The organism is Pseudomonas brassicae, assembly GCF_010671725.1.
In the GTDB taxonomy this organism is placed as follows: domain Bacteria; phylum Pseudomonadota; class Gammaproteobacteria; order Pseudomonadales; family Pseudomonadaceae; genus Aquipseudomonas; species Aquipseudomonas brassicae.
Genome location: NZ_JAAHBU010000250.1, coordinates 1 through 21,780, shown reverse-complemented (window position 1 = coordinate 21,780; position 21,780 = coordinate 1). Strand labels below are relative to the sequence as shown.

13 protein-coding genes and 6 pseudogenes are annotated in these 21,780 nt (G+C 63.1%); 10 read left to right on the top strand and 9 right to left on the bottom strand.

What is annotated here, in order from left to right:
* Positions 1–119: pseudogene (locus G3436_RS27740) on the bottom strand (MGMT family protein); the annotation flags it as partial.
* Between the two features lie 155 nt (positions 120–274).
* Between G3436_RS27740 and G3436_RS17125 the strand changes: the two are divergent.
* From G3436_RS17125 to groL, 5 genes and pseudogenes are all read left to right on the top strand, one after another.
* Positions 275–1,282, top strand: coding sequence for a DUF481 domain-containing protein (locus tag G3436_RS17125; RefSeq protein ID WP_163947249.1), 1,008 nt, complete (start codon positions 275–277; stop codon positions 1,280–1,282).
* A gap of 171 nt (positions 1,283–1,453) precedes the next feature.
* A pseudogene (locus G3436_RS17120) lies at positions 1,454–2,183 on the top strand (HugZ family pyridoxamine 5'-phosphate oxidase).
* 66 nt (positions 2,184–2,249) lie between these two features.
* Complete coding sequence (locus tag G3436_RS17115) at positions 2,250–2,708, top strand: FxsA family protein (protein WP_163947246.1); 459 nt, start codon at positions 2,250–2,252, stop codon at positions 2,706–2,708.
* A 252-nt stretch (positions 2,709–2,960) separates the two neighbouring features.
* Positions 2,961–3,254: a co-chaperone GroES gene (locus tag G3436_RS17110; protein ID WP_016779794.1), complete on the top strand. Its 294-nt coding sequence runs from the start codon at positions 2,961–2,963 to the stop codon at positions 3,252–3,254.
* Positions 3,255–3,301: 47 nt separating this feature from the next.
* A pseudogene (groL, locus tag G3436_RS17105) lies at positions 3,302–4,950 on the top strand (chaperonin GroEL).
* 168 nt (positions 4,951–5,118) lie between these two features.
* Here groL and G3436_RS17100 read toward each other — a convergent pair.
* Positions 5,119–5,846, bottom strand: a pseudogene (locus G3436_RS17100) (phosphatase PAP2 family protein).
* Positions 5,847–6,026: 180 nt separating this feature from the next.
* On the opposite strand from G3436_RS17100, the gene colR reads away from it, so the two are divergent.
* The 5 genes from colR (at position 6,027) to G3436_RS17075 (ending at position 9,722) form a co-directional block, all read left to right on the top strand.
* Entirely contained in the window at positions 6,027–6,710 is a 684-nt protein-coding gene (gene colR / locus G3436_RS17095; RefSeq protein ID WP_163947245.1) for a two-component system response regulator ColR, read from the top strand.
* Positions 6,700–8,001: a sensor histidine kinase gene (locus tag G3436_RS17090; RefSeq protein WP_163947242.1), complete on the top strand. Its 1,302-nt coding sequence runs from the start codon at positions 6,700–6,702 to the stop codon at positions 7,999–8,001. Before colR ends, G3436_RS17090 begins: the two co-directional genes overlap by 11 nt.
* 98 nt (positions 8,002–8,099) lie before the next feature.
* Entirely contained in the window at positions 8,100–8,780 is a 681-nt protein-coding gene (locus G3436_RS17085; protein WP_163947239.1) for a class I SAM-dependent methyltransferase, read from the top strand.
* Positions 8,781–8,784: 4 nt separating this feature from the next.
* On the top strand, positions 8,785–9,498 hold the full coding sequence (locus G3436_RS17080; RefSeq protein ID WP_163947236.1) for a lipopolysaccharide kinase InaA family protein: 714 nt from the start codon (positions 8,785–8,787) through the stop codon (positions 9,496–9,498).
* Positions 9,495–9,722 (top strand): hypothetical protein, encoded by a 228-nt coding sequence (locus G3436_RS17075; RefSeq protein ID WP_163947233.1) that lies wholly within the window; start codon positions 9,495–9,497, stop codon positions 9,720–9,722. Before G3436_RS17080 ends, G3436_RS17075 begins: the two co-directional genes overlap by 4 nt.
* Positions 9,723–9,811: 89 nt before the next feature.
* Here the strand turns inward: G3436_RS17075 and G3436_RS17070 are convergent.
* The 7 genes and pseudogenes from G3436_RS17070 to G3436_RS17040 all read right to left on the bottom strand — a co-directional run bounded on the left by G3436_RS17070 (position 9,812) and on the right by G3436_RS17040 (position 21,522).
* Positions 9,812–12,858, bottom strand: a pseudogene (locus G3436_RS17070) (multidrug efflux RND transporter permease subunit).
* 13 nt (positions 12,859–12,871) lie between these two features.
* Positions 12,872–14,022, bottom strand: a pseudogene (locus tag G3436_RS17065) (efflux RND transporter periplasmic adaptor subunit).
* Positions 14,023–14,210: 188 nt separating this feature from the next.
* Positions 14,211–15,308 carry a DUF1513 domain-containing protein gene (locus G3436_RS17060; protein ID WP_163947231.1) on the bottom strand — a complete coding sequence of 366 codons (1,098 nt, stop codon included), beginning with the start codon at positions 15,306–15,308 and terminating at the stop codon, positions 14,211–14,213.
* A 2-nt stretch (positions 15,309–15,310) separates the two neighbouring features.
* Positions 15,311–16,375: an imelysin family protein gene (locus G3436_RS17055; RefSeq protein ID WP_163947228.1), complete on the bottom strand. Its 1,065-nt coding sequence runs from the start codon at positions 16,373–16,375 to the stop codon at positions 15,311–15,313.
* Between the two features lie 14 nt (positions 16,376–16,389).
* Complete coding sequence (locus G3436_RS17050; RefSeq protein ID WP_163947225.1) at positions 16,390–17,817, bottom strand: di-heme oxidoreductase family protein; 1,428 nt, start codon at positions 17,815–17,817, stop codon at positions 16,390–16,392.
* Positions 17,818–17,992: 175 nt separating this feature from the next.
* On the bottom strand, positions 17,993–19,324 hold the full coding sequence (locus tag G3436_RS17045) for an imelysin family protein (RefSeq protein WP_163947222.1): 1,332 nt from the start codon (positions 19,322–19,324) through the stop codon (positions 17,993–17,995).
* Between the two features lie 146 nt (positions 19,325–19,470).
* Positions 19,471–21,522, bottom strand: coding sequence for a putative bifunctional diguanylate cyclase/phosphodiesterase (locus tag G3436_RS17040; protein ID WP_163947220.1), 2,052 nt, complete (start codon positions 21,520–21,522; stop codon positions 19,471–19,473).
* Positions 21,523–21,780 lie beyond the last annotated feature (258 nt).

Genomic DNA, 21,780 nt, shown 5'->3' with positions numbered 1-21,780 from the left:
CCCAGGCCTGCGAGCGCCGCCAACTCACCATAGCTGACCACCTTGCCTTGCGGCACTTGGCCCAGCACCAGGTAGAGCGCCGTTCGTCGTCTTCTGCACGCTGCTGTGCGTCGCTCGATGCACCGCTCACAGGGGCTTGCGGGCGCGACCGGGGCCGCCCGCCACACAAATACGAATTGAACTCATCGGCATTGCTCGTGTCAGTCCTTGTTCTGCTGGCGGGCATCTGGATAATGCCCGACTTTTTCCGTGACCCCGAGTTTCTGTGCTGCCTATGTATTCTAGAGCCCTGTTGTGCCTTGTGTTGATCGGTGTGTGTGCGCCTGCGGTTGCCGATACCGTGTGGATGAAGAACGGTGATCGACTCAGCGGCAAGATCAAGGTGTTCGACGGCGGCAAATTGCTGCTGGAAACCGAATACGGCGGCTCGATCGCGCTGGACTGGAAAAAGGTCAAGACCCTGGAGAGCGACCAGGAGTTGCTGGTCAAGCAGGATGCCTACACCGGCGAGAAGACCAAGTCGTTGAAGGCAGGCGACGAGGGCCAGGTGATCCTGGCCAATGGCGAGGCGCCCAAGGCGGTGGATCTGGCCAGTATCCAGCAGATCATGAAGCCCAAGCCGGTGGTCGAAGACCTGATCTGGAAAGGCAACGTCGATCTGGCGCTGGACTACAAACGCGCCGAGACCGACAGCGACGACTACGATGTCGGCTTCAAGACCACCGCGCGGCATGGCCGCTGGCGGCATAACGCCGAAGGCGAGTACAACCGCGAGAGCAAGGACGATGTCACCACCACCAACAACTGGAGTGCCGAGTACGCCCTGGACCGCTTCATTACCGAACAGTGGTTCTGGCAGGGGCGGCTCAACTACAAGCGTGACCATATCGAAGACCTGGCGCGCCAGCGTACCGTCGGTACCGGCCCGGGCTACCAGTTCTGGGATGACGAGCTGGGTGCGTTCTCGCTGGGTTCGCTGCTCAACCGCACCGACTATGAGTACGCCGATGGCGGCAAGGACAACTTCTATTCGCTGGGCGTGAAGTGGGACTACAACCGCTACCTGATCGGCAAGCGGGTCGAAGTGTTCACCAATGGTGAAGTGGGCAAGCCGCTGGGTGGCGTGGCCGACTACAGCCTGGATGCCCAGGTGGGCTTGCGCTACAAGGTGACCGAATGGGCATCGCTGAACATGAAGGCCGAGAAGGACATCATCAGCGGTACCAGCGACAGCGACCTGGACAAGACGCGCTACACCGTCGGTTTTGGCGTGGCCTGGTAAACCGCTTTCGCTGGCAAGCCAGCTCCCACATGGACCGCACATGCCCTGAGACCGATGCAGGTCCTGTGGGAGCTGGCTTGCCAGCGAAGGGCTGCATAGCAGCCCACTTGGCAATCGCCACCGATGATGATTACCTTGTCGCCATTCCCTCTTCATCAGGAGCACACCCCCGTGAGCGCGAAGGCTGCAAGGCACGCAAGAGAGCTGTTGCTCAAGGAGTACCGCGGCGTACTCTCGACCCATTCCAAGTCGATGCCCGGCTTCCCCTTCGGCTCGGTGGTGCCCTACTGCCTGGACGCCGAGGGCAACCCGCTGACTGATCAGCCGTATTGCCCAGCACACTCACAACCTGCAGAAGGACCCCAAGTGCTCCCTGCTGGTGGGCGAGCGTGACGCCGATGACGTGCAGGCGGTCGGCCGGCTCACCGTGCTGGCCGAAGCCCGCAAGCTGGAGGACAGCGCCGCCATCGACGCGGCTGCCGAACGCTACTACCGCTACTTTCCCGAATCGAGCCAGTACCACAGCGCCCACGATTTCGACTTCTGGGTGCTCACCCCGGTACGCCATCGTTACATCGGCGGTTTCGGCGCCATTCACTGGCTGGACCACGTGACCCTGGCCAACCCGTTTGCCGGCAAGGCCGAGATCAGCATGGTCGAGCACATGAATGCCGACCACGCCAATGCCATCGCCCACTACGTCGAACTCAGCAGTCTGCCCACCACGGCAGCGGCCACGCTGGTCGGCATCGATACCGAAGGCATGCACCTGCGCATCGGCCAGAGCCTTTACTGGCTGGCCTTTGCAGAGCCTTGCAACACACCGATACAAGTGCGCGAAGCCCTGGTTTTGCTGGCCCGCGCCGAAAAATGGCCGACGCAGCAGGGCGCAGAGGGTTGAAAACGCAACGACGAGCAACCATTTAGGGTCTTACCTGCAAGGACATCTTGCGTAGAGGAACCCTTGATGCGTGCTTTTTTACTGCTGTTTCTTCTTTTCCCGGTGCTGGAGCTGTATGTCTTTTTCAAAGTCAGCACCGCGATCGGCTTCTTCCCGGCGCTGCTGCTGATCATTGCCGGCTCCGCGCTCGGTGTGCTGGTGGTGCGTGTCGCCGGCCTGGCCACCGCGCTGCGTGCGCGTGAAAGCCTGCAACGCGGCGAGCTGCCGGCCGAAGACATGTTCCATGGCCTGATGCTGGCGCTGGGTGGCGGCCTGCTGCTGATCCCCGGCTTTATCAGCGATGTGATCGGCTTGATCGTGCTGATGCCGTTCAGCCGTCGCCTGCTGGCCAGCAAACTGCGCCAGCGTGCCGAAGCCCAGGCCATGCGCCAGCGTGCCTTTGGCGACGATCCTTTCGCGCCGGCGCCCGGTGCGCCGCGCCAGCCCAACGTGATTGAAGGCGAATACGAGAAGCGTGACCAGTGACCTCGCCCGCGTAGCATGAAACGGCCCTTGGGGGCGTTTTTCATTTGTGCCCGGGCGAGGTAAAAATTTCATCGCCAAGCCTTGTAATTGTCTTGGGCGACCTCATGTATGGGTCACCGCAAGGTTTCTGGGCAGTTGCCCCAGACAATACATGCGTGGCCCGCCTCGCGGTCCACGATCGGCTACGCCGAAAGCATCAACCCGCCGGTAACGATACCGGCCGATGAACACCACAATCAGGAGAGATCGACAATGAAGCTTCGTCCTCTGCATGACCGCGTCGTTATCCGTCGCAGCGAAGAAGAAAAGAAAACCGCTGGCGGTATCGTTCTGCCAGGTTCGGCTGCCGAAAAAGCCAACAGCGGTGAAGTCATCGCTGTCGGCACCGGCCGCGTCCTGGACAACGGTGAAGTACGCGCGTTGGCCGTGAAAGTGGGTGACAAAGTGGTTTTCGGCCCGTACTCGGGCAGCAACACTGTGAAAGTTGACGGCGAAGACCTGCTGGTAATGGCTGAGAACGAGATTCTCGCCGTTATCGAAGGCTGATTCCGCTGGTTTCCCGTTACTCCAAAGTATTCAAGGATTAAACGATCATGGCTGCTAAAGACGTAAAATTCGGCGATTCCGCCCGTAAGAAAATGCTGGTTGGTGTCAACGTTCTGGCTGACGCGGTAAAAGCGACCCTGGGCCCGAAAGGCCGCAACGTGGTCCTGGCCAAGAGCTTCGGCGCCCCGACCATCACCAAAGACGGTGTGTCGGTTGCCAAAGAAATCGAACTGAAAGACGCCTTCGAAAACATGGGCGCGCAACTGCTCAAGGACGTGGCCTCCAAGGCTAACGACGAAGCAGGCGACGGCACCACCACTGCTACCGTTCTGGCTCAGGCCATCGTCAGCGAAGGCCTGAAAGCCGTTGCTGCCGGCATGAACCCGATGGACCTGAAGCGCGGCATCGACAAGGCCACCATCGCCATTGTCAAAGAGCTGAAGAACCTGGCCAAGCCGTGCACCGACTCCAAGGCAATTGCCCAGGTCGGCACCATCTCCGCCAACTCCGACACCTCCATCGGCGAAATCATTGCCGAAGCCATGGAAAAAGTCGGTAAAGAAGGCGTGATCACCGTTGAAGAAGGCTCGGGCCTGGAAAACGAACTGTCGGTTGTAGAAGGCATGCAGTTCGACCGTGGCTACCTGTCCCCATACTTCGTCAACAAGCCGGACACCATGGTGGCCGAGCTCGACGGCCCGCTGCTGCTGCTGGTCGACAAGAAGATCTCCAACATCCGCGAACTGCTGCCAGTACTGGAAGCCGTTGCCAAGGCCGGCCGTCCGCTGCTGATCGTGGCTGAAGACGTCGAAGGCGAAGCGCTGGCGACCCTGGTCGTCAACAACATGCGCGGCATCGTCAAAGTGGCTGCGGTCAAGGCACCAGGCTTCGGCGACCGCCGCAAAGCCATGCTGCAGGACATTGCTGTCCTGACCGGCGGTACCGTGATCTCCGAAGAAATCGGCCTGAGCCTGGAGTCCGCTACCCTGGATCACCTGGGTAACGCCAAGCGTGTGACCCTGTCCAAGGAAAACACCACCATCATCGACGGTGCTGGCGTTGAAGCCGACATCGAAGCACGCGTCAAGCAGATCCGTGCCCAGATCGAAGAGACTTCCTCGGACTACGACCGTGAAAAACTGCAAGAGCGTCTGGCCAAGCTGGCTGGCGGTGTTGCCGTGATCAAGGTCGTGCCGGCACCGAAGTTGAAATGAAAGAGAAGAAAGCCCGCGTTGAAGACGCCCTGCACGCTACCCGTGCAGCCGTCGAAGAAGGCGTGGTACCTGGCGGTGGCGTGGCGCTGGTGCGTTCGCTGCAGGCCATTGCCGACCTCAAAGGCGAAAACGAAGACCAGAATGTGGGTATCCAACTGCTGCGTCGCGCGGTTGAATCCCCACTGCGTCAGATCGTTGCCAACGCCGGCGACGAGCCAAGCGTTGTGGTCGACAAGGTCAAGCAAGGTTCGGGCAACTTCGGTTACAACGCTGCTACCGGCGAGTACGGCGACATGATCGAAATGGGCATCCTGGACCCGGCCAAAGTGACCCGTTCGGCACTGCAAGCCGCTGCTTCGATCGGTGGTCTGATGATCACTACCGAAGCCATGGTTGCCGACGCTCCTCAGGAAGCTGCTGCTGGCGGCATGCCTGACATGGGCGGCATGGGTGGCATGGGCGGCATGGGCGGCATGATGTAAGCCAGCCTTACCCGCTGCAAAAAAAGCCCCGCCTAGTGCGGGGCTTTTTATTTGTGCCGACCCCTTCGCTGGCAAGCCAGTTCCCACAGGTACAACGCAGGCCGTGAGAGTTGCGCTGACCCTGTGGGAGCTGCTTGCAGCGAAAGGCGACAACCCTTGGGTCCTGACTTACGCTGGCATCGGCAGCTGCACCACCACCGGCCGTCGATACAGCACCAGCCAGTAGCACCCCAACCCGATCAACCAGCAGAACACTGCCGTCCACACGTTGTGCGAAAAGAAATGCGCACCCTGCAGCATTCTGCCCAGCGAAAACACCATTCCCAAGCCGAACGCAAACACCAGTGCCGCCCGTGCCAGGCGCGGCTTGCGATCGCGCAGGGCAAAGAACAGCGCGAACAGCGTGAACCCCGTCGCGGCATGCCCCCCGGGCCAGCAGCGCCCCGGCTTGTCAGTGGCGGGCGCGGGCTGAGCAGCTTGCTGTAGGTTTGCTGGCCGCCAAACTCGCTCAGGCTCCATGGGCACTGCACTGCAGTCACCGCCTTGAGCGGGGTGACGAAGCCGGTCGAAAGGCCCATCGCCAGCACCAGGCAGCCCAGCTCGCGGCGCCAGGCTGCAAGGCGCTGCAGCACGAAGCTGGCGGCAAAGCCGATGATGGCCAGCACGGCGAACAGGATGACCAGCTGTTTGGCCCGGTCATGCAGGATGTCTTCGAGAAAGTAGCTGTGGCGCCCGATGAACTGCCCGGCCAGCGGGTCGAAGGCAAGCCTGGCCAAGGCCATGTCCAGGTCGGTCAGTTCCAGCAGGATCAGGCTGATGGCGGTCAGTGCGGGAATGCCCAGGGCAATCCACAAGTTCAGCGGGCGAGACGACCGCAGGGCGTTGGAGGCAGGCATGGCAGGTCCGCGCAGGCAATGGAAACTGCCAATTGTGGGTGTGTGCGCCTACGCTGTGCGTGAAGCCTGGGTGAAAAAAATGTCAGCTGCGATTAAATCCATCGTGCGCTGGCGGGGTCTGGCCGATGGCCTTAAGCTGCGCCTGCCAAGCAGGCAAACGTGGACGGGGAAAAGGTACTCATGCGAATTCTACTGGTTGAAGACAACCGCGATATTCTGGCCAACCTGGCCGACTATCTGGGGCTCAAGGGCTACACCGTCGATTGTGCCCAGGACGGCCTGTCGGGGCTGCACCTGGCCGCCACCGAGCACTACGACCTGATCGTGCTCGACATCATGCTCCCTGGCATCGACGGCTACACACTGTGCAAGCGCCTGCGTGAAGATGCGCGCCGCGATACCCCGGTGATCATGCTGACCGCGCGCGATCAGCTCGATGATCGCCTGCAGGGCTTTCGCTCCGGTGCCGACGATTACCTGCTCAAGCCCTTTGCCCTGTCGGAGCTGGCCGCGCGCATCGAGGCGGTACTGCGTCGGGCCCAGGGCGGCGGGCGCCGCAGCCTGCAGGTCGGCGACCTGAACTACGACCTGGACACCCTCGAAGTGACCCGCGACGGCAAATACCTCAAGCTCAACCCGGTAGGGCTCAAGCTGCTGGCGGTGCTGATGCAGAAGAGCCCGCATGTGCTGCGCCGTGAAGTGCTCGAAGAAGCCCTGTGGGGCGACGACTGCCCCGACAGCGACAGCCTGCGCAGCCACGTCCACCAACTGCGCCAGGTGATCGACAAGCCGTTCGACAAGCCGCTGCTGCACACCGTACACGGCGTGGGATATCGCTTGGCCGAGGGCCGAGATGGAGTTTAAGCAAAGCCTTGCCCAGCGGATCATCATCGCCTTTGCGCTGATGAGTGCGCTGGTCGCCGGGGCGTTCGCCTTTGGCATCGTTGCCACCGTTCACCTGGTGGAAGAGCGTCTGATTTCCACCGTGCTGGGCGGCGACCTCAAGCGCATGCTGCTGATGGACAGCGTCTCGGAGTGGAGCCACCGGCCGCGCCCCGACCAGTTGTTCTACTACAGTGGCGGGCGCGACGACTTCGACCTGCCCAAGGACCTGCGCCACCTGACCCCCGGCTTTCACGAAGTGTTCCGCGAGCACCTGTCGTACCACGCCATGGTCGAAGTGGTCGACGGTCGCCACTATGTGCTGTTGCAGGACCAGAGCGATTTCGAGGAGCGCGAGCGCGTGCTGTTCGCGGTGGTCGTGGTCGGTTTCGTGCTCAGCCTGGCGCTGGCGGTATTCCTTGGCTGGGTGTTGGCCCGCCGGGTGATGGCGCCGGTGATTCGGCTGGCGCGCCAGGTGCGTCACCGCGACCAGTTGCTGGGGCTGGCACCGCCGCTGGCGCCGGACTATGCCGCTGACGAAGTTGGCCAACTGGCGGTGGCGTTCGATGCCACCCTGGGGCGCCTGCGTGACGCGCTGACCCGTGAGCGGCTGTTCACCAGCGACGTCAGCCACGAGTTGCGCACGCCGTTGATGGTGCTGGCCAGTTCCTGCGAGCTGTTGCTGGAAAACCCAGCCATCGACACGCGCGCGCGTGCCCAGGTAGAGCGTATCTCGCGGGCCACCGAAGAGATGCGCGAACTGGTGCAGACCTTTCTCATGCTCGCCCGCGCCCAGCGCGACGAAGGGGCCGTGGCCTCGCGTGCGAGCCTGCGCGAGGTCGGCAACGAGCTGATCGGCGTGTGGCGCGACACTATCGAGCAGAAGGGCCTGAAGCTCAGCTACCACGACAGCGGCGCACTGGACACCCTGTACAACGCCACCTTCCTGCAATCGGTCATGGGCAACCTGCTGCGCAATGCGGCGCACTATACCGAGCAAGGTTTTATCCGCCTGACCCTCGAACCCGCCGGGTTCACCGTCGAGGACAGTGGCGTGGGGATCCCCGAAGAGCACCGTGAGGCCATGTTCCAGCCATTTGTGCGTGGCGGTGAAAAGCGCGGCGACGGCTTGGGGCTGGGGTTGTCGCTGGTGCAGCGGATCTGTGAGGACCAGGGCTGGGTGGTCAGCCTGAGTGCTGCCGAGCCGCATGGCTGCCGCTTCCATGTGGCGCTGGGCAAGGTCGAACCGGATGCACCGGGTCACGCCGAGTGATGCCTGTTGCAGGGTGTGACATTTTTTTCACGTCTGCATGACCTGGCGCCAACGTCGCCCTGCCTAAGGTAGGGCGCATTGAAGTCAGGAGATGCACCATGCGCAGTCCCATCAAGCTCGAGTTTTCCGACAAGTACGACCAGCAACACGCCCAGCAGTACTTGCACAAGCACCAGGACGGCCTGGCCCGCCGCCTGTCGCACCAGCGCGACGAGCAACTGGCCCGGCGTGCCCTGGCGCTTGCCGGCGAGCCGGGGCTGGTGCTTGACCTGCCCAGTGGCGCCGGGCGTTTCTGGCCGTTGCTGGCCGAAAAGGCCAACCGCGTGATCATCGGCGCGGACAATTCTGCCGCCATGCTCGAAACCGCCTGTCGTTCACAACCGGCCGACGTGGTGAAGCGGGTACGGCCCTTGCAAACTTCTGCGTTCGCTATCGATCTTCCGGATAACGCAGTGGATAGCATCTTCTGCATGCGGCTGTTCCACCACATCGGTGAGGCCGCCCACCGCAAGGCAATTCTTTCCGAGTTTCAACGCGTTAGCCGCGACAGCGTGATCATCTCGCTGTGGGTTGACGGCAATATCAAGGCGTGGCGCCGCAAGAAGCTCGAAGCACGGCGTAACGCCGACCGAGTTAGCGACAGTTACCAGAACCGCTTTGTGTTACCGCACGCTACGGTTGAGGAAGAATTTGAGGCCGCGGGTTTCCGTATTCAGGAACGCATGGATTTCCTGCCGTTCTACGCCATGTGGCGAGTCTACGTATTGCGCAAGGGGTAACAGCATGGCAGTCGAAGGCACCAGCGGTAGTGCGGTCTCGAAGCAATTCGATTATTTCTGGCAGCGCCAGGGCGAGTGGGTGGAAGAACCCAACCTGCGGCGTGGCGGTGAGAGTGGTGTGCAGCGTGTGTGCGACGAAACCGGCCACCTGCTGTATGCCAAGCGTCAGATCGGGCATATCTACCGCAGCCTGCTGCACCCCTTCGGCCGCCCTACGGTGTTGCGTGAATTCGATGCGCTGCACAGCTTCGAGCAACTCGGGGTGCGCGTGCCGCACATTGTGTACTGCGGTGTGGAGCGCGATGCCGAGCATCAGTGGCGCGCACTGCTGGTGAGCGAGGCGCTTGACGGTTTCGAGGAAATCGACACCTGGTACGCCGCAGGTGGTCGTGAACAACATGGCGAGGCGCTGCACGACCGGGTGCTCCATGACCTGGCGCGCAACCTGGCACGCATGCACCGCGGGCACTGGCAGCATGGTTGCCTGTACAGCAAGCATATCTTCGTCAAGGTGATCGGTGAGGGCGAGGACGCGCGCGCCGAGGTGGCGCTGCTGGACCTGGAGAAGTGCCGTCGGCGTATCAGTTGCCAGCGTGCGGCGGCCAACGACCTGAAGCAATTGCGGCGCCACTCGTCGTGGAACGATACGGACTGGAAGAAGTTGCTCTACTTTTACCAGATGGCGTTTGGCAGCGCTGTCAAAGGTTTAGAGCAATGAAACTAGAAATAGCACGAGGTTTGTTTTTACTTGGCGCGCTGGCCTTGGCCTCGATTGCCTTCGCCGCGTGGGAAGAGCCGCGCCCACAGGTGCTCAGCTCGATCGAGCTGGGCGGGCAGTGCCCGCTGCCGCGTGTGGTCAAGCCGGTCGTGGTGGCGCAGCCTGATCATGACCTGCTGCTGTTCCTGTTCGGCATGAGTCAGGGGCTGCGCTCCAACGGTTGAGGTTTGTCTGTGCAGGCCCTTTCGCTGGCAAGCCAGCTCCCACAGGGACTACTGCAATCCTTGTGGGAGCTGGCTTGCCAGCGAAGGGCTCAGGCAGGTTCTTGTGCCGTACCACGCACGTCTTTGCTGGCCAGCAACGTGTACACGCACGGCAACACGAACAGCGTGAACAAGGTACCCACCGACATCCCGGTGGCGATCACCAGGCCGATATCGAAGCGGCTCACCGCCCCCGCCCCTGTCGCCAGGATCAGCGGCACCATGCCGAACACCATCGCCGCCGTGGTCATCAATACCGGGCGCAGGCGGATTGCCGCCGCTTCCTCGACCGCTTCACGCGCGCTCAGGCCCTTGTGCAGGCGCAACTGGTTGGCAAACTCGACGATCAGGATGCCGTGCTTGCTGATCAGGCCGATCAACGTCACCAGCCCCACCTGGGTATAGATGTTCATGCTCGACCAGCCCAGGAACAACGGGATCAAGGCGCCGCAGATAGACAGCGGCACCGTCACCAGAATCACCAGCGGGTCGCGGAAACTCTCGAACTGGGCCGCCAGCACCAGGAAGATGATCGCCAGTGCCAGGCCGAAGGTGACCCACAGTGCACTGCCTTCCTGCACGAACTGCCGGGCTTGCCCGCTGTAGTCGAAGGCAAAGCCTGCCGGTGCTTCGTCACGGGCGATATCGCGCACGGTCTGCAGCGCCTCGCCCATGCTCACCAGCGGGAAGCCCTGGATGATCGCCGAGTTCAACTGCTGGAACTGGTTGAGCTGGCGTGGTCGCGCCCGGTCGCTGACGCTGATCAGGGTTGACAGTGCCAGCATCTGGCCCTGGTCGTTCTTCACGTAGTAGTTGTTCAGCCAGCCGGGGTTGTCGCGGTAGGCCTGTTCGACCTGGGCGATCACCTTGTAGCTGCGCCCTTCGAGGGTGAAGCGGTTGATCTCGGCCTCACCCAGCAGCGTCGCCAGGGTGCCGCCCAGCACGTCCATCGACACGCCCATCTGCGCCGCCTTGGCGCGGTCGATGTCGACCACCACCTCAGGCTTGTCGAAGGCCAGGTCGATGTCCAGGAAGGCGAACTTGCCCGAGGCCTGGGCGCGCTCCTTGACCCGTTGCGCCACGTCCAGCAGCGACTCGTAGTCGTTGGCGGTGTTGATCACGAACGCGAACGGCAGGCCCTCGCCGGTGCCTGGCAACGACGGCAGGTTGAAGCCGAAGATCTGCAGGCCGGCGATGCCTTCGAGCTTGGCCTGAACCTCGGGCAACAGCTGCATCTGGGTGCGGCTGCGTTCGTTCCAGGGCTTGAGCAGAAAGCCGCCGATACCCGATTGCACGCCATTGAAGCCGTTGATCTGGAACGAGGAGTAGTACTCGGGGAAGGCCTTGAAGATCGCCCGGAACTCGTCGGTGTAGGCGTTCAGGTAATCGAGGTTGGCCGGTTGCGGCGCGGTGGCCATCATGAAGATGATGCCCTGGTCTTCATCCGGTGCCAGTTCGTTCTTGCTGAACATCAGGAACACCGGGATCAGGCACAGCACGATCAGCGCGAACACCACCACCACCGGCCGCGTGTTGAGCGTGCCGTGCAGGATCTTCTGGTAGCGGCGCTTGAGCCGGTCGAACAGCAGGTCGAGGCGATGCGCCAGGCCGCTGGGGTTCTGTTCGTGGCGCAGCAGCAGGGCGCACATCATTGGCGACAGGGTCAGGGCAACGATGCCCGAAATCACCACCGCCCCGGCCAGGGTCAGGGCGAACTCCTTGAACAAGCGCCCGTGAGCCCCTCCAGAAAGCCGATAGGGGCGTACACCGCAGCCAGGGTGATGGTCATCGAGAGCACCGGCATGGCGATCTCCCGTGCGCCTTCGAGCGCTGCGTCGAACGGCGACTTGCCCTCTTCGATATGGCGATGGATGTTCTCCACCACCACGATCGCATCGTCCACCACCAGGCCGATGGCCAGCACCATTGCCAGCAAGGTCAGCAGGTTCAGCGAATACCCCATCAGTTGCATGAAGAACAGTACGCCGATCATCGACAGCGGGATGGTGATCACCGGGATCAGCACCGAACGCAGCGCACCGAGAAACAGGAACACCACCACGATGACGATCAGCACCGCCTCGAACAGGGTCTTGACCACTTCATCGATCGAGGCCTGGATGAACAGCGTGGCGTCGTAGGCGATGGAGGCCTTGAGGTTGGGCGGCAACTGCGCCTCGAGTTCAGGCAGCAGCTTGCGCACTTCCTTGATCACCTCCAGCGGGTTGGCCGCGGGGGTGGCCTTGATGCCGATATACACCGACGGCGTACCGTCGAACGAGCTGACCGTGTCGTAGTTTTCCGCGCCCATCTCGACCCGCGCCACATCCCCCAGCAGCACCCGACTGTCGCCGCGGGTCTTGAGCGGAATGGCGGCAAACGCCTCGGCCGACTTGAGTTCGGTGGTGGCGTTGATGCTGGTGACCACGTACTGGCCCTTGATCTCGCCGGCCGCCGACAGGAAGTTGTAGCGGCGCACCGCGTCGGTCACGTCGCTGGCGCTCAGGCCATGGCCGGCGAGCTTCACCGGGTCCAGCCACAGGCGCATGGCAAACACCTGGTTGCCAAGGATCTCGGCTTCGGCCATGCCGGGCAGGGTGGCCAGCTTGGGCTGGATCACCCGCGACAGGTAGTCGGTGATCTGCGGGTTGCTCAGTTGCTTGCTGAAGAAACTGATGTACATGAGCGCCGAGGCGTCGGCGGCTTCCTTGCTCAGTACCGGGTCTTCGGCATCCTGGGGCAGCTGGTTCTTGACCTCGTTGGCCTTGGCCAGCAGCTCGGTGAACAGGCGGTCGCTGTCGGCGCCGATGCGCGCGTAGATCGAGATCACCGAGAAGTTCTGGCGGCTCAGCGAGGTCATGTAGTCAATGCCTTCGGCGCTCGCCAGGCTCTGCTGCAGGGGTTGGGTGATATAGCCCTGGATGGTTTCGGCGTTGGCCCCGGGGTAGGCGGTGGTTACCGTGATCAGCGCGTTTTCCATTTGCGGGTACTGGCGGATGGGCAGTTTGCTCCAGGCCTGAAAGCCCAGCAGCACGATCAGCAGGCTGACCACGCTGGCCAGCACCGGGCGACGAATGAACGGGTCGGTAAAAGCCATGACGGCTCCTTGATCAGTCGGCGCGCGATGGGTTGTCGGCTGCGGGCTTGAGGGTCTTGTCGGGGCTCAGGGTGATGGCGGTGCCCTGGCTCAGCTTGAGCTGGCCGGCGGTGACCACGGTTTCGCCCGCGGTCAGGCCCTTGCTGATGACCACCAGGCCGTCACGCCGTTCGCCGGTCTCGACAAAGCGCCGCTCGGCGATCAGTGGTGGCGCGCCATCGGCAGTCTTTTCGAGCGAACTGTCCTCGCTCTTGCGCGGCACGGCGACGTACACCGAGTTGCCGTAGAGGGTGTAGGTGACGGCGCTTTGCGGCACCACCACCTGGTTGCGCGGGTTGGGCAGCAGCACCTGCAGGCTGGCGAACATGCCTGGCAGCAGTGTGCCCTGCGGGTTGCCAGCGTGGCGCGCACCAGCACGTTGCGGGTGCTGTCATCGACTTTGGGGTTGATGGCGCTGAGGGTGGCGGTGAAGTGCTGCCCGGGGTGCGCGGCCACCGACACCAGTGCCTGCTGGCCGAGGCTGAGTGCCGGCAGTGCCTGTTCGGGCACGAAGAAGTCGACGTAGAGGCTGCTCAGGTCCTGCAGCGTGGCGATCACCGTGCCGCTGGCCAGGTAGCTGCCCACGTCGACCTGACGGATACCGATGGTGCCGCTGAACGGAGCGCTGATGCTCTTTTTCGCCAGCGTTGCCTTGAGTTGCGAGACCACCGCCTGGTTGCGCAGCAACTGTGCGCGCAACCGGTCGAATTCACCCCTGGAGATGGCCTGGCTGCCGACCAGTTGGCTGCCGCGCTGGTAATCGACCTGGGCCAGCCCCAGGTCCGCCTGGGCGGTACCAAGCAGTGCGGTTTCGGCATCGCTGTCCAGTTGCAGCAGCAGTTGCCCGGCCTTGACCGTCTGCCCGGATTCGAACTGCAGGGATTTTACCGTGCCGGCGATTTCCAGGCTCAGGTCGACGCCTTGCAGGGCCTTGAGGCTGCCCACGGCGGGCAGGTGGCTTTGCCAGCGTTGTTCGCGGGCCTGGGTGGCGGCGACATTGACCGCGGGCTTGGGCGCAGAGAACTGCTGGATCTGCTGATACACCGAATAGCCCTTGTAGCCGCCCAGCATCAGCACGAGCAGCAAGACGACACCTAACATGATGAGCATGCGACGGCGCAGCATAGTCCGGTTCCCTGGGGACGTGGTTGCCGAAGTCTAGTCGGTTGGGGCGCAGGGAGTGGTGCGCTGGTGCGCTGTATTTTCTGTCGCCTGTACCGGCCCCTTCGCTGGCAAGCCAGCTCCCACGGGATGTGTGTGCGCCACTGCACCCTGTGGGGGCTGGCTTGCCAGCGAAGGGGGGCTACCGGGTATCAGATCAGGTGCAGGTGGTTGTCCCACAGCCCCGACGGCAACTGCAGCGGCTGCCCCACCAGTTGCGCCTGGCGGCAGTCGTACAAGCGGCAGCGCCCCTGGCCCGAGGTCACCACAAAACCATCCGCCACTGCACCCACGCCCGCACAATCGGGCATCGGCGCATCCAGCTTCACCTCGGCGCTGTCCAGGTCCCAGATGAACAGGCGGTTGGCTCGCGGCGCGGTCATCGCCACCAGCCGCAGCTCGCTGTGCACCGCGACGCTGGCGGTGTACTGGGCCATGGCCTGCAACTGGCGTTCAGGCACCGGGAACGCCGTGAACGGCTGCCCCGGGCGTTTGATCGCCAGCAATTCTGCGGTTTCATCCGCGCCGCCCATGAACTGCTGGCATGCCAGCACCGTACCGTCATCGGCAATCGCCAGATGGCGCACGCTGTTCATCTGCTGGCCAAGGGTTTCCTTGCTCAGCAGCGTACCGTCGCGCTGCATCAGCACCAGGCTGGGCTGCATCGCATCGAGGTTCATCTCGACGCGGCTTTCGGCCTCGGTGCGGATACCGCCGTTGGCCACTACCAGGGTTTCGCCATCGGGCAGCCACGACACCTGGTGCGGGCCGATGCCATGGGTGGAGATCTCGCCGCTGTACACCAGCCGGTCAGCCTCGAAACGGTACACCCCAAGCACGCCACGGCCTGGATCGGTAGTGTCGTTCTCGGTGGCATACAGCCATTCGCCGCCCTTGTGGATCACCGCATGCCCGTAGAAGTGCCGGTTCGGCTGCGAGGTTACGGTTTGCAGCAGGCGCCCGTCACGCAGGTCGATCAGGTAGCTCTCGGTGCCGGGGCGCCGCGCCACGAACAGTGCGACCGGCTGCGTCGGGTGGTTGATGATGTCGTGGCAGCGCAGGCCCACCTGGGTGGCGAACACCTGGGTGCCGTCCAGGCGATAGCCGACCGCGTAATGCCTGCCCTCGGCATCGTCGCGCGCCGACAGCAGCAGGGGCTGCTGGCCTTTGTTGGGCCACAGCGTCCAGCCGCCCAGCGTCAGGGCGCTGAGCAGCACGCTACCGAGTTTGAGCGCCTGGCGTCGCAACATGATCAGTCACCGTCGTTGGCATTGAAGCCCAGTTGAATGTTCAAGGCCTTGGCCAGCTCACCTTCATGCAGGCGGTGAACCACGTTCAGGCTGTCGTAGAACGCATTGAGTTGCTGGCGCCCGGCATCGTCGGTGAGCAGTTCGCCCAGCGGCCGATCGATGGCCGCCATTTGCTTGAGCGAATCAGCATAGGCCGCGTCGATCTTGTCGGCCAGGGCCTTCTGGTCCTTGCCCAGCAGGCCGCGCAGGCCCTGGTTGTCGACACCGACCCAGACCGTCTGGGCGGCAATCAGGCTGGCTTGCAGGCTCTTGAGCGAGGAGTGGCTGCGCCAGGCTTCGGCCTGCAGCGGCTGCGCGATGCCCTTGCTCATGCGGCCCATCGGTGTGCCGAGCTTTTTCTTCAGGGTGTCCAGCGCGGTGACCTGGGCCCGCAGCAGGTCGGCGATCGCTTCATGCGAGTCGGCGTAGCGCTGGTTGGGGAATTTGCTCATCTGCGCGAGCATGCCGTCGGTGCTGTTCCAGCCCTTGAGGATCTCTTCGGCAAGGTTCTTCTGGTGTTCACCGATGGCCACCAGCAACGGGCAGTAGCGGGCCTTGTGTTCGGCCGTGGCAACGTCCGGCTTGCTGTCGAACAGGATGTACTCGTAGGCCGACAGGCCACGCACCACCACACTGGACTTGGCCACGGTGTCGGCGTCGAGCGGCTTGTCGCCGTTGACCAGTTGCTCGACCTGACGGCCCACCAGGTTTTTCTTGTCGGGCCAGAACTGCACCTGCCAGGCGCGGTTGCCTTCGGCCAGCGGGCCGATCAGCAGCGGTTGCAGTTCGGCCCAGGCTTTTTGTGCGTGCAGGAAGTCGGCGCGCGCGGTGGCCAGGTCGGCCTTGCCTTCGCAGAAAGCCAGGGCACTGACGGCCAGTTGGCGGTCGGCTTCGACCCAGCGGCTGTAGGTCGGCAGGATCACCTGCTTGGCGATGGCGGCGGAGGTCACTGCCTGCGGGTCTTGCGGTGCGCAAGCGCCCAGGGCGAGGGCGGCGAGGCTGGTGAACAACAGCTTGGGACGGAACATGTCCGGCTCCTTCTCTAGAGTGAGTTCAGGAACGCCAGCAGCGCAGCGCGCTGCTCGGCATCGAAGGTCAAGACGTGCTGGCGTGCCGGCGCTGCTTCGCCGCCGTGCCACAGCACGGCTTCGAGCAGGTTGCGCGCACGCCCATCGTGCAGAAACTGGGTGTGGCCACTGACGGTCTGGTTCAGGCCGATCCCCCACAACGGCGGGGTGCGCCAGTCCTGGCCGCCGGCGGCAAATTCGCTACGGTTGTCGGCCAGGCCCGGGCCCATGTCGTGCAGCAGCAGGTCGCTGTAGGGGCGAATGAGCTGGTTGGCCAGCTCGGGCTCGGCGGCGTTCGCCGAGGTGGTGAATTGCGGGGTGTGGCAGCCCTGGCAGCCGGCCTGGAAGAACAGGTGCTTGCCCGCCAGCACCTGCGGCGAGTCGACGTCCTTGCGCACCGGCACGGCCAGGTTGCGCGTGTAGAACAGCACCAGGCGCAGGATGTTCTCGCTGACTTCCTGCTCGCCGTTGGCGCCATTGCCATTGGGCTGGGCCAGGCAGTCGGACTGTGCCGGGGTGCAGTCATCCATCGGGCGCAGGGCGGTGGTCAGGCCCATGTCGCCAGAGAAGGCGTGGACGTTCTGCTGGTTGAGGTTGGGTTGCCCGGCTTTCCAGCCGAAGCGGCCGAGCACGGGCTTGCCTTGCGCATCGTCCCAGACCTGATTGGGCCGGCCGCGGATGCCGTCACCGTTGCGGTCATCGGGGTCGGCATTGGCCAGGATGTCTGCGTCGGAAATGGCTTCGAGCAGGCCCAGGCCGATCATCGGCGGGGCGACTCGAGCCGAGAACCGCGTGTCGGGGTGCATGGGGCCGTAGCCAAGCTGGGTAATCTGCAGGTGCGGCTGGCGCAGTTCGACCTGGGTGCCGTCCTTGAAGGTGACGTTCACCGGGGTGTAGGCCACGCGTACCTTGCCTTCCGGCGCCACACCGGGCACCGCCATGTCCTGCAGCTGGCCGCCGTAGACCGGTTCGGGGACGATGCCCAGTTGCTCGATCACCTTGGCGTAGGGTGGCTGGTCGGGGATCGACAGGCGCACCAGCATCGACACCGCGTTTTTCGCGTCGGGTGCCGGCGGGTGGCCGCGACCGTCCTTGATGTGGCAGTTCTGGCAGGCATTGGTGTTGAACAGCGGGCCCAGGCCATCGCGTGCAGTGGTGGTCGACGGGGCGATCACCCAGGGATTGCGGAAGAAACTGTTGCCGACACTGAAATCCAGGCGCCGGCTGGGCGCGAGGTTGGCCGAGGGCATGGAGTAGGCATTCTGGTCACGCTTGTTCACCGTCGTACTGCCACCGGCACGCGCCTCGCCAGGTTCGGCCTGGGTGAAACGCGGGGCGTCATCACAGGCGGTCAGGGCCAGGGCCAATAGCAGCGGGGAGGCGCGGTGAAGCACGAAGGGCATCGAGGGTCCTGAATGGCTAGCGAAAAACCGGCGTGCAAGCTTATCAGGCGTGGGGGATATGAATAAGAGGGATTTGCGTTTGCTGGATGAAATCTGTGTCAGGTTCAATGACCCGCGAAGGGGCTTAAAAGCAAAAGGCGACCCGAAGGCCGCCTTTTGTTCAACGCGCCAGCACTCAGAACTCGTGGTCAGCGGTGTCCGGGTTCAGGTCGGTGATACCCAGCTTGCCGGCGGCCTGCTCGATGGCGCCGGTCTGCTTGACCAGCGAGGCGATGGCGTCACGCACGATCTGATTGCCCGCGGTGTTGTCGGCCGCGATCAGTTGGTCGTAGTGCTCACCCTTGAGGGCGTGATCGACGATCACCTGGATCTTCGCCTCGGTGGCTTCGAGGTCTGCCTTCAGGGTGTTGTCGGTGGCCGGGTCGACCTTGGCCACCAGCGACGACAGGCTCGGGCCGGTCAGCTTGGTGCCGTCGGTGCGGGTGTACTCGCCCAGGTAGACGTTGCGGATGCCCTTGGCGTCGTAGAAGTGCGAGTAGTGGGTGTTGTCGCTGAAGCAGTCATGCTCGTCTTCCGGCGAGTTGGCTTCCAGCGAGACTTTCATGCGCTCGCCGGCCAGTTCACCCAACGACAGGCTGCCCATGCCGAACAGCATCTTGCGCAGGCCATTGGCAACCGGTTCGGCTTCCAGGGTGGCGCGGTAGTTGTCGCTGACGGCCGGCTTCCAGTTGCCGACCATTTCTTCGAGGTCGGACACCAGCAGTTGGGTCACGGCTTTCAGGTAGGCGCGACGACGGTCGTTGTGCTCGCCGGTGGCACCTTTGCCTTCCAGGTAGTCCGACGCTGGGCGGTTGCCCGCACCCGGGCCGGTGCCGTTCAGGTCCTGGCCCCAGAGCAGGAACTCGATGGCGTGGTAGCCGGTGGCGACGTTGGCCTCCGAACCGCCCAGCTCGTTCAGGCTGGCCAGCTTCTCGGGGGTGATGTCCTTGACGTCGATCTTGTCTTCGCCGACCTGGATCTGGGTGTTGGCAATGATGTTGGCGGTGGCGCCCGGGTTGCCCAGGGCGTGCTCGTAGCTCTTGTCGACGTAGTCGATCAGGCCTTCGTCCAGCGGCCAGGCGTTCACCTGACCTTCCCAGTCGTCGATGATGGTGTTGCCGAAGCGGAACACTTCGCTCTGCAGGTACGGCACGCGCGCGGCGACCCAGGCGGCCTTGGCGGCGTTCAGGGTGTCATCGTTGGGGGTGGCGAGGAAGGCGTCGACGGCGGTCTGCAGGGTCTTGGCGGTGCTCAGCGAGTCGCTGTACACGGCAAACACGATGTCGGCGTAGTGCTTGACCACGGCCTTGGCGGCGGCTTCATCGACGGCGCCGGCAGCCGGGGCGACGGTGCTGGTGGCAGGCGCTGCAGCCTGAGGCGCGGCGGCCTTGTCCTTGTCGTCGCCACAGCCGGCGAGGGAGATGGCAATGGCCAGCAGACTGGCGGTGGCCAGAGGCATACGAATCATGGGCTATTCCTGCGTCGAGAGGTTGAACAGGCGTGCAGCCGCACGCAAAGGTGCAACATAATGCGAAAGATATGCATTTTCTGTAAAGAGGTTGCCACGTAAATATTCAAATGGCTGTTCACGCTGCGCTCAGGCAGCGTGCTAACTCACAGAATCGATACCTGGTTGCGCTGGGCCTGTTTGAGAAAGGCGGTCAGCTCGCGTGCTGGCAGGGGTTTGCTGTAGTGGTAGCCCTGACCTTCGTGGCAGCCTTGGGCAATGATGTAGGCTTCCTGCTCGGCGGTTTCGACACCCTCGGCGATCACCTGCATGCCCAGGCTCTTGCCCAGTTGGATAATCGCGCGAACGATGGTGGCATCGTCGTCATCGTCGAGCAGGTCCTGGACGAAGCTCTTGTCGATCTTGATCTTGTCCAGCGGCAGCGACTTGAGGTAGCTGAGCGATGAATAGCCGGTGCCGAAGTCGTCGATGGCGATCAGTGCGCCCGAGCGGCGCAGGCTGAGCAGGTGCTGGGCGGCGGTGCTGATGTCTTCCATCAGGCCGGTCTCGGTCACTTCCAGCTCCAGGCTGCGTGGGGGCAGGCGGTAGATCTGCAGCAGATTGTTGACCACCCGCGGCAATTCGCTGTGGTGCAACTGCACGGTGGACAGGTTGACGGCCATGCGCAGGTCGCTGAAGCCCTGGTCATGCCATTCGCGCAGTTGCCGGCAGGCCTGGTCGAGCACCCATTCGCCGATCACGATGATGTTGCCGTTCTGTTCGGCCAGCGGGATGAACTGGTCGGGTGGCACCATGCCCAGTTCGGGGTGCTGCCAGCGCAACAGGGCCTCGACGCCAACCACGCGGTGGTCGCGGTAGCTGATCTGGGGCTGGTACACCAGGTACAGCTGGTTGCGTGGCAAGGCTTCGCGCAGGTCCTTTTCCAGTTCGCGGCGTCGGCGCATTTCGCTGTCGACGCTGGCGATGTAGAACTGATAGCGGTTGCGCGAGCGGCTCTTGGCCAGGGTCATGGTCTGTTCGGCTTTTTGCAGCAGCTTTTCGGTGCTGTCGCCGTCTTCGGGGAACAACGTAATGCCGATGGTGGCACGCAGGCGGATTTCCTGATGGTCCAGGGCAAACGGTGCTTCCAGGTCGTCGAGGATGCTCTGGGCCAGTTCGGCGGCCTCGTAGGGTTGTTCGATATCGGCCTGCACCAGTGCGAACTGGTCGCCACCCAGGCGGGCGAGGGCGCCCAGGCGACCACTGTGGGCGCGCAGGCGGTCGGCCAGCGCCAGCAGCAACTGGTCACCGGCCTGATAGCTGAACTGTTCGTTGATGCTCTTGAAGTCGTCCAGGCCTACGCACAGCACCGCCACCCGGCGTTGCAGGCGCCCGGCGTCAACCAGGATCTTGTCCAGTTGCTGTTGCAACTGCTGGCGGTTGGGCAGGCCGGTGAGAAAGTCGTACTGGGCCATGCGCAGCAGGCTGTTTTCGGCTTCGTGGCGCAGGTGCGTGTTGCGCTCGATGGACGCCAGCAACTGGTTGGCAGTATTGACCCACAGGCCCAGCTCGTTCTTCTCGTGGCCCTTGAGCAGCGGCAACTGGTGCTGGCTGGGGCGGTCGGGGTTGATCTGGGTGAGGTTCTCAATGATTTTCGACAGCGGCTTGGTCAGCAGCCAGTGGTAGACCAGGTACAGTACCAGGCCCATGGCCAGTGCCCGCAGCACGCCAGCGATGAAGATGATCACCGAATTGACGATGAAACCCTGGCCATAGGCAGCGGTATCGAGGGTGATGCTCAGGTCGCCGTAGTACTCGCTGTAGGGGCCGCGCCCTACCAGTTGGGTGGTGAACGTGCGTTCCTGGCCAAGGATCAGGTCGGTCAGCCAGCGGGTGGGCAGCTCTTGCAGCGGGCGCGACTTTTCGGCCAGCATGGTTTCATTGGGATGGCCGATGGAGGCCATGCGCACGGATTCATCCTGGAACAGCCCTTCGATGACCTGCATGCCCATCTCGCGGTCCAGGCTGTACACGGCCTGGGTCGAGGGGTCGCGGAACATGTCGAGGATACGCTGGGCGTCGTTGGCCACCGCCTGACGGGTCTTGTAGGCGTCGAACACGATTTGCGCACAGCTGAGCACCACGCCTACAGCCAGCGCCGAGAGCAGGACCACCCTGAGCAACTTGACCGACAAGCTGTTTTTGAGTTCCAGCTTCAATGGGGGTTTCCTTAATCCATGCGCATGGCATCATTTTGCCATCAACTGTGGCAATCCACTATTGGCCGTCAGCAAGATTCATGATCCGGCTGTCACTGTATCGGTTAACTGGCCGTGCGACTTGAGTGTGGGTGCCAAACTTTCCCAACGACTGATGTTAGCGCGGTATGGGGGTGGAGCAAGAGTGGGGTAGGGTGAAATTAGTTAAAAAGGTTGATGTTAGTGAGCTAACGAATTTCGTTGCCGTTGCCGTTGCCG

Coding starts and splice junctions, on each gene's coding strand:
- G3436_RS17090 (WP_163947242.1), top strand. CDS start 6,700: ATGGAGTTTAAGCAAAGCCTTGCCCAGCGGATCATCATCGCCTTTGCG.
- G3436_RS17055 (WP_163947228.1), bottom strand. CDS start 16,375: ATGTTCCGTCCCAAGCTGTTGTTCACCAGCCTCGCCGCCCTCGCCCTG.
- G3436_RS17080 (WP_163947236.1), top strand. CDS start 8,785: ATGGCAGTCGAAGGCACCAGCGGTAGTGCGGTCTCGAAGCAATTCGAT.
- G3436_RS17060 (WP_163947231.1), bottom strand. CDS start 15,308: ATGTTGCGACGCCAGGCGCTCAAACTCGGTAGCGTGCTGCTCAGCGCC.
- G3436_RS17110 (WP_016779794.1), top strand. CDS start 2,961: ATGAAGCTTCGTCCTCTGCATGACCGCGTCGTTATCCGTCGCAGCGAA.
- G3436_RS17075 (WP_163947233.1), top strand. CDS start 9,495: ATGAAACTAGAAATAGCACGAGGTTTGTTTTTACTTGGCGCGCTGGCC.
- G3436_RS17045 (WP_163947222.1), bottom strand. CDS start 19,324: ATGATTCGTATGCCTCTGGCCACCGCCAGTCTGCTGGCCATTGCCATC.
- G3436_RS17085 (WP_163947239.1), top strand. CDS start 8,100: ATGCGCAGTCCCATCAAGCTCGAGTTTTCCGACAAGTACGACCAGCAA.
- G3436_RS17050 (WP_163947225.1), bottom strand. CDS start 17,817: ATGCCCTTCGTGCTTCACCGCGCCTCCCCGCTGCTATTGGCCCTGGCC.
- G3436_RS17125 (WP_163947249.1), top strand. CDS start 275: ATGTATTCTAGAGCCCTGTTGTGCCTTGTGTTGATCGGTGTGTGTGCG.
- G3436_RS17115 (WP_163947246.1), top strand. CDS start 2,250: ATGCGTGCTTTTTTACTGCTGTTTCTTCTTTTCCCGGTGCTGGAGCTG.
- colR (WP_163947245.1), top strand. CDS start 6,027: ATGCGAATTCTACTGGTTGAAGACAACCGCGATATTCTGGCCAACCTG.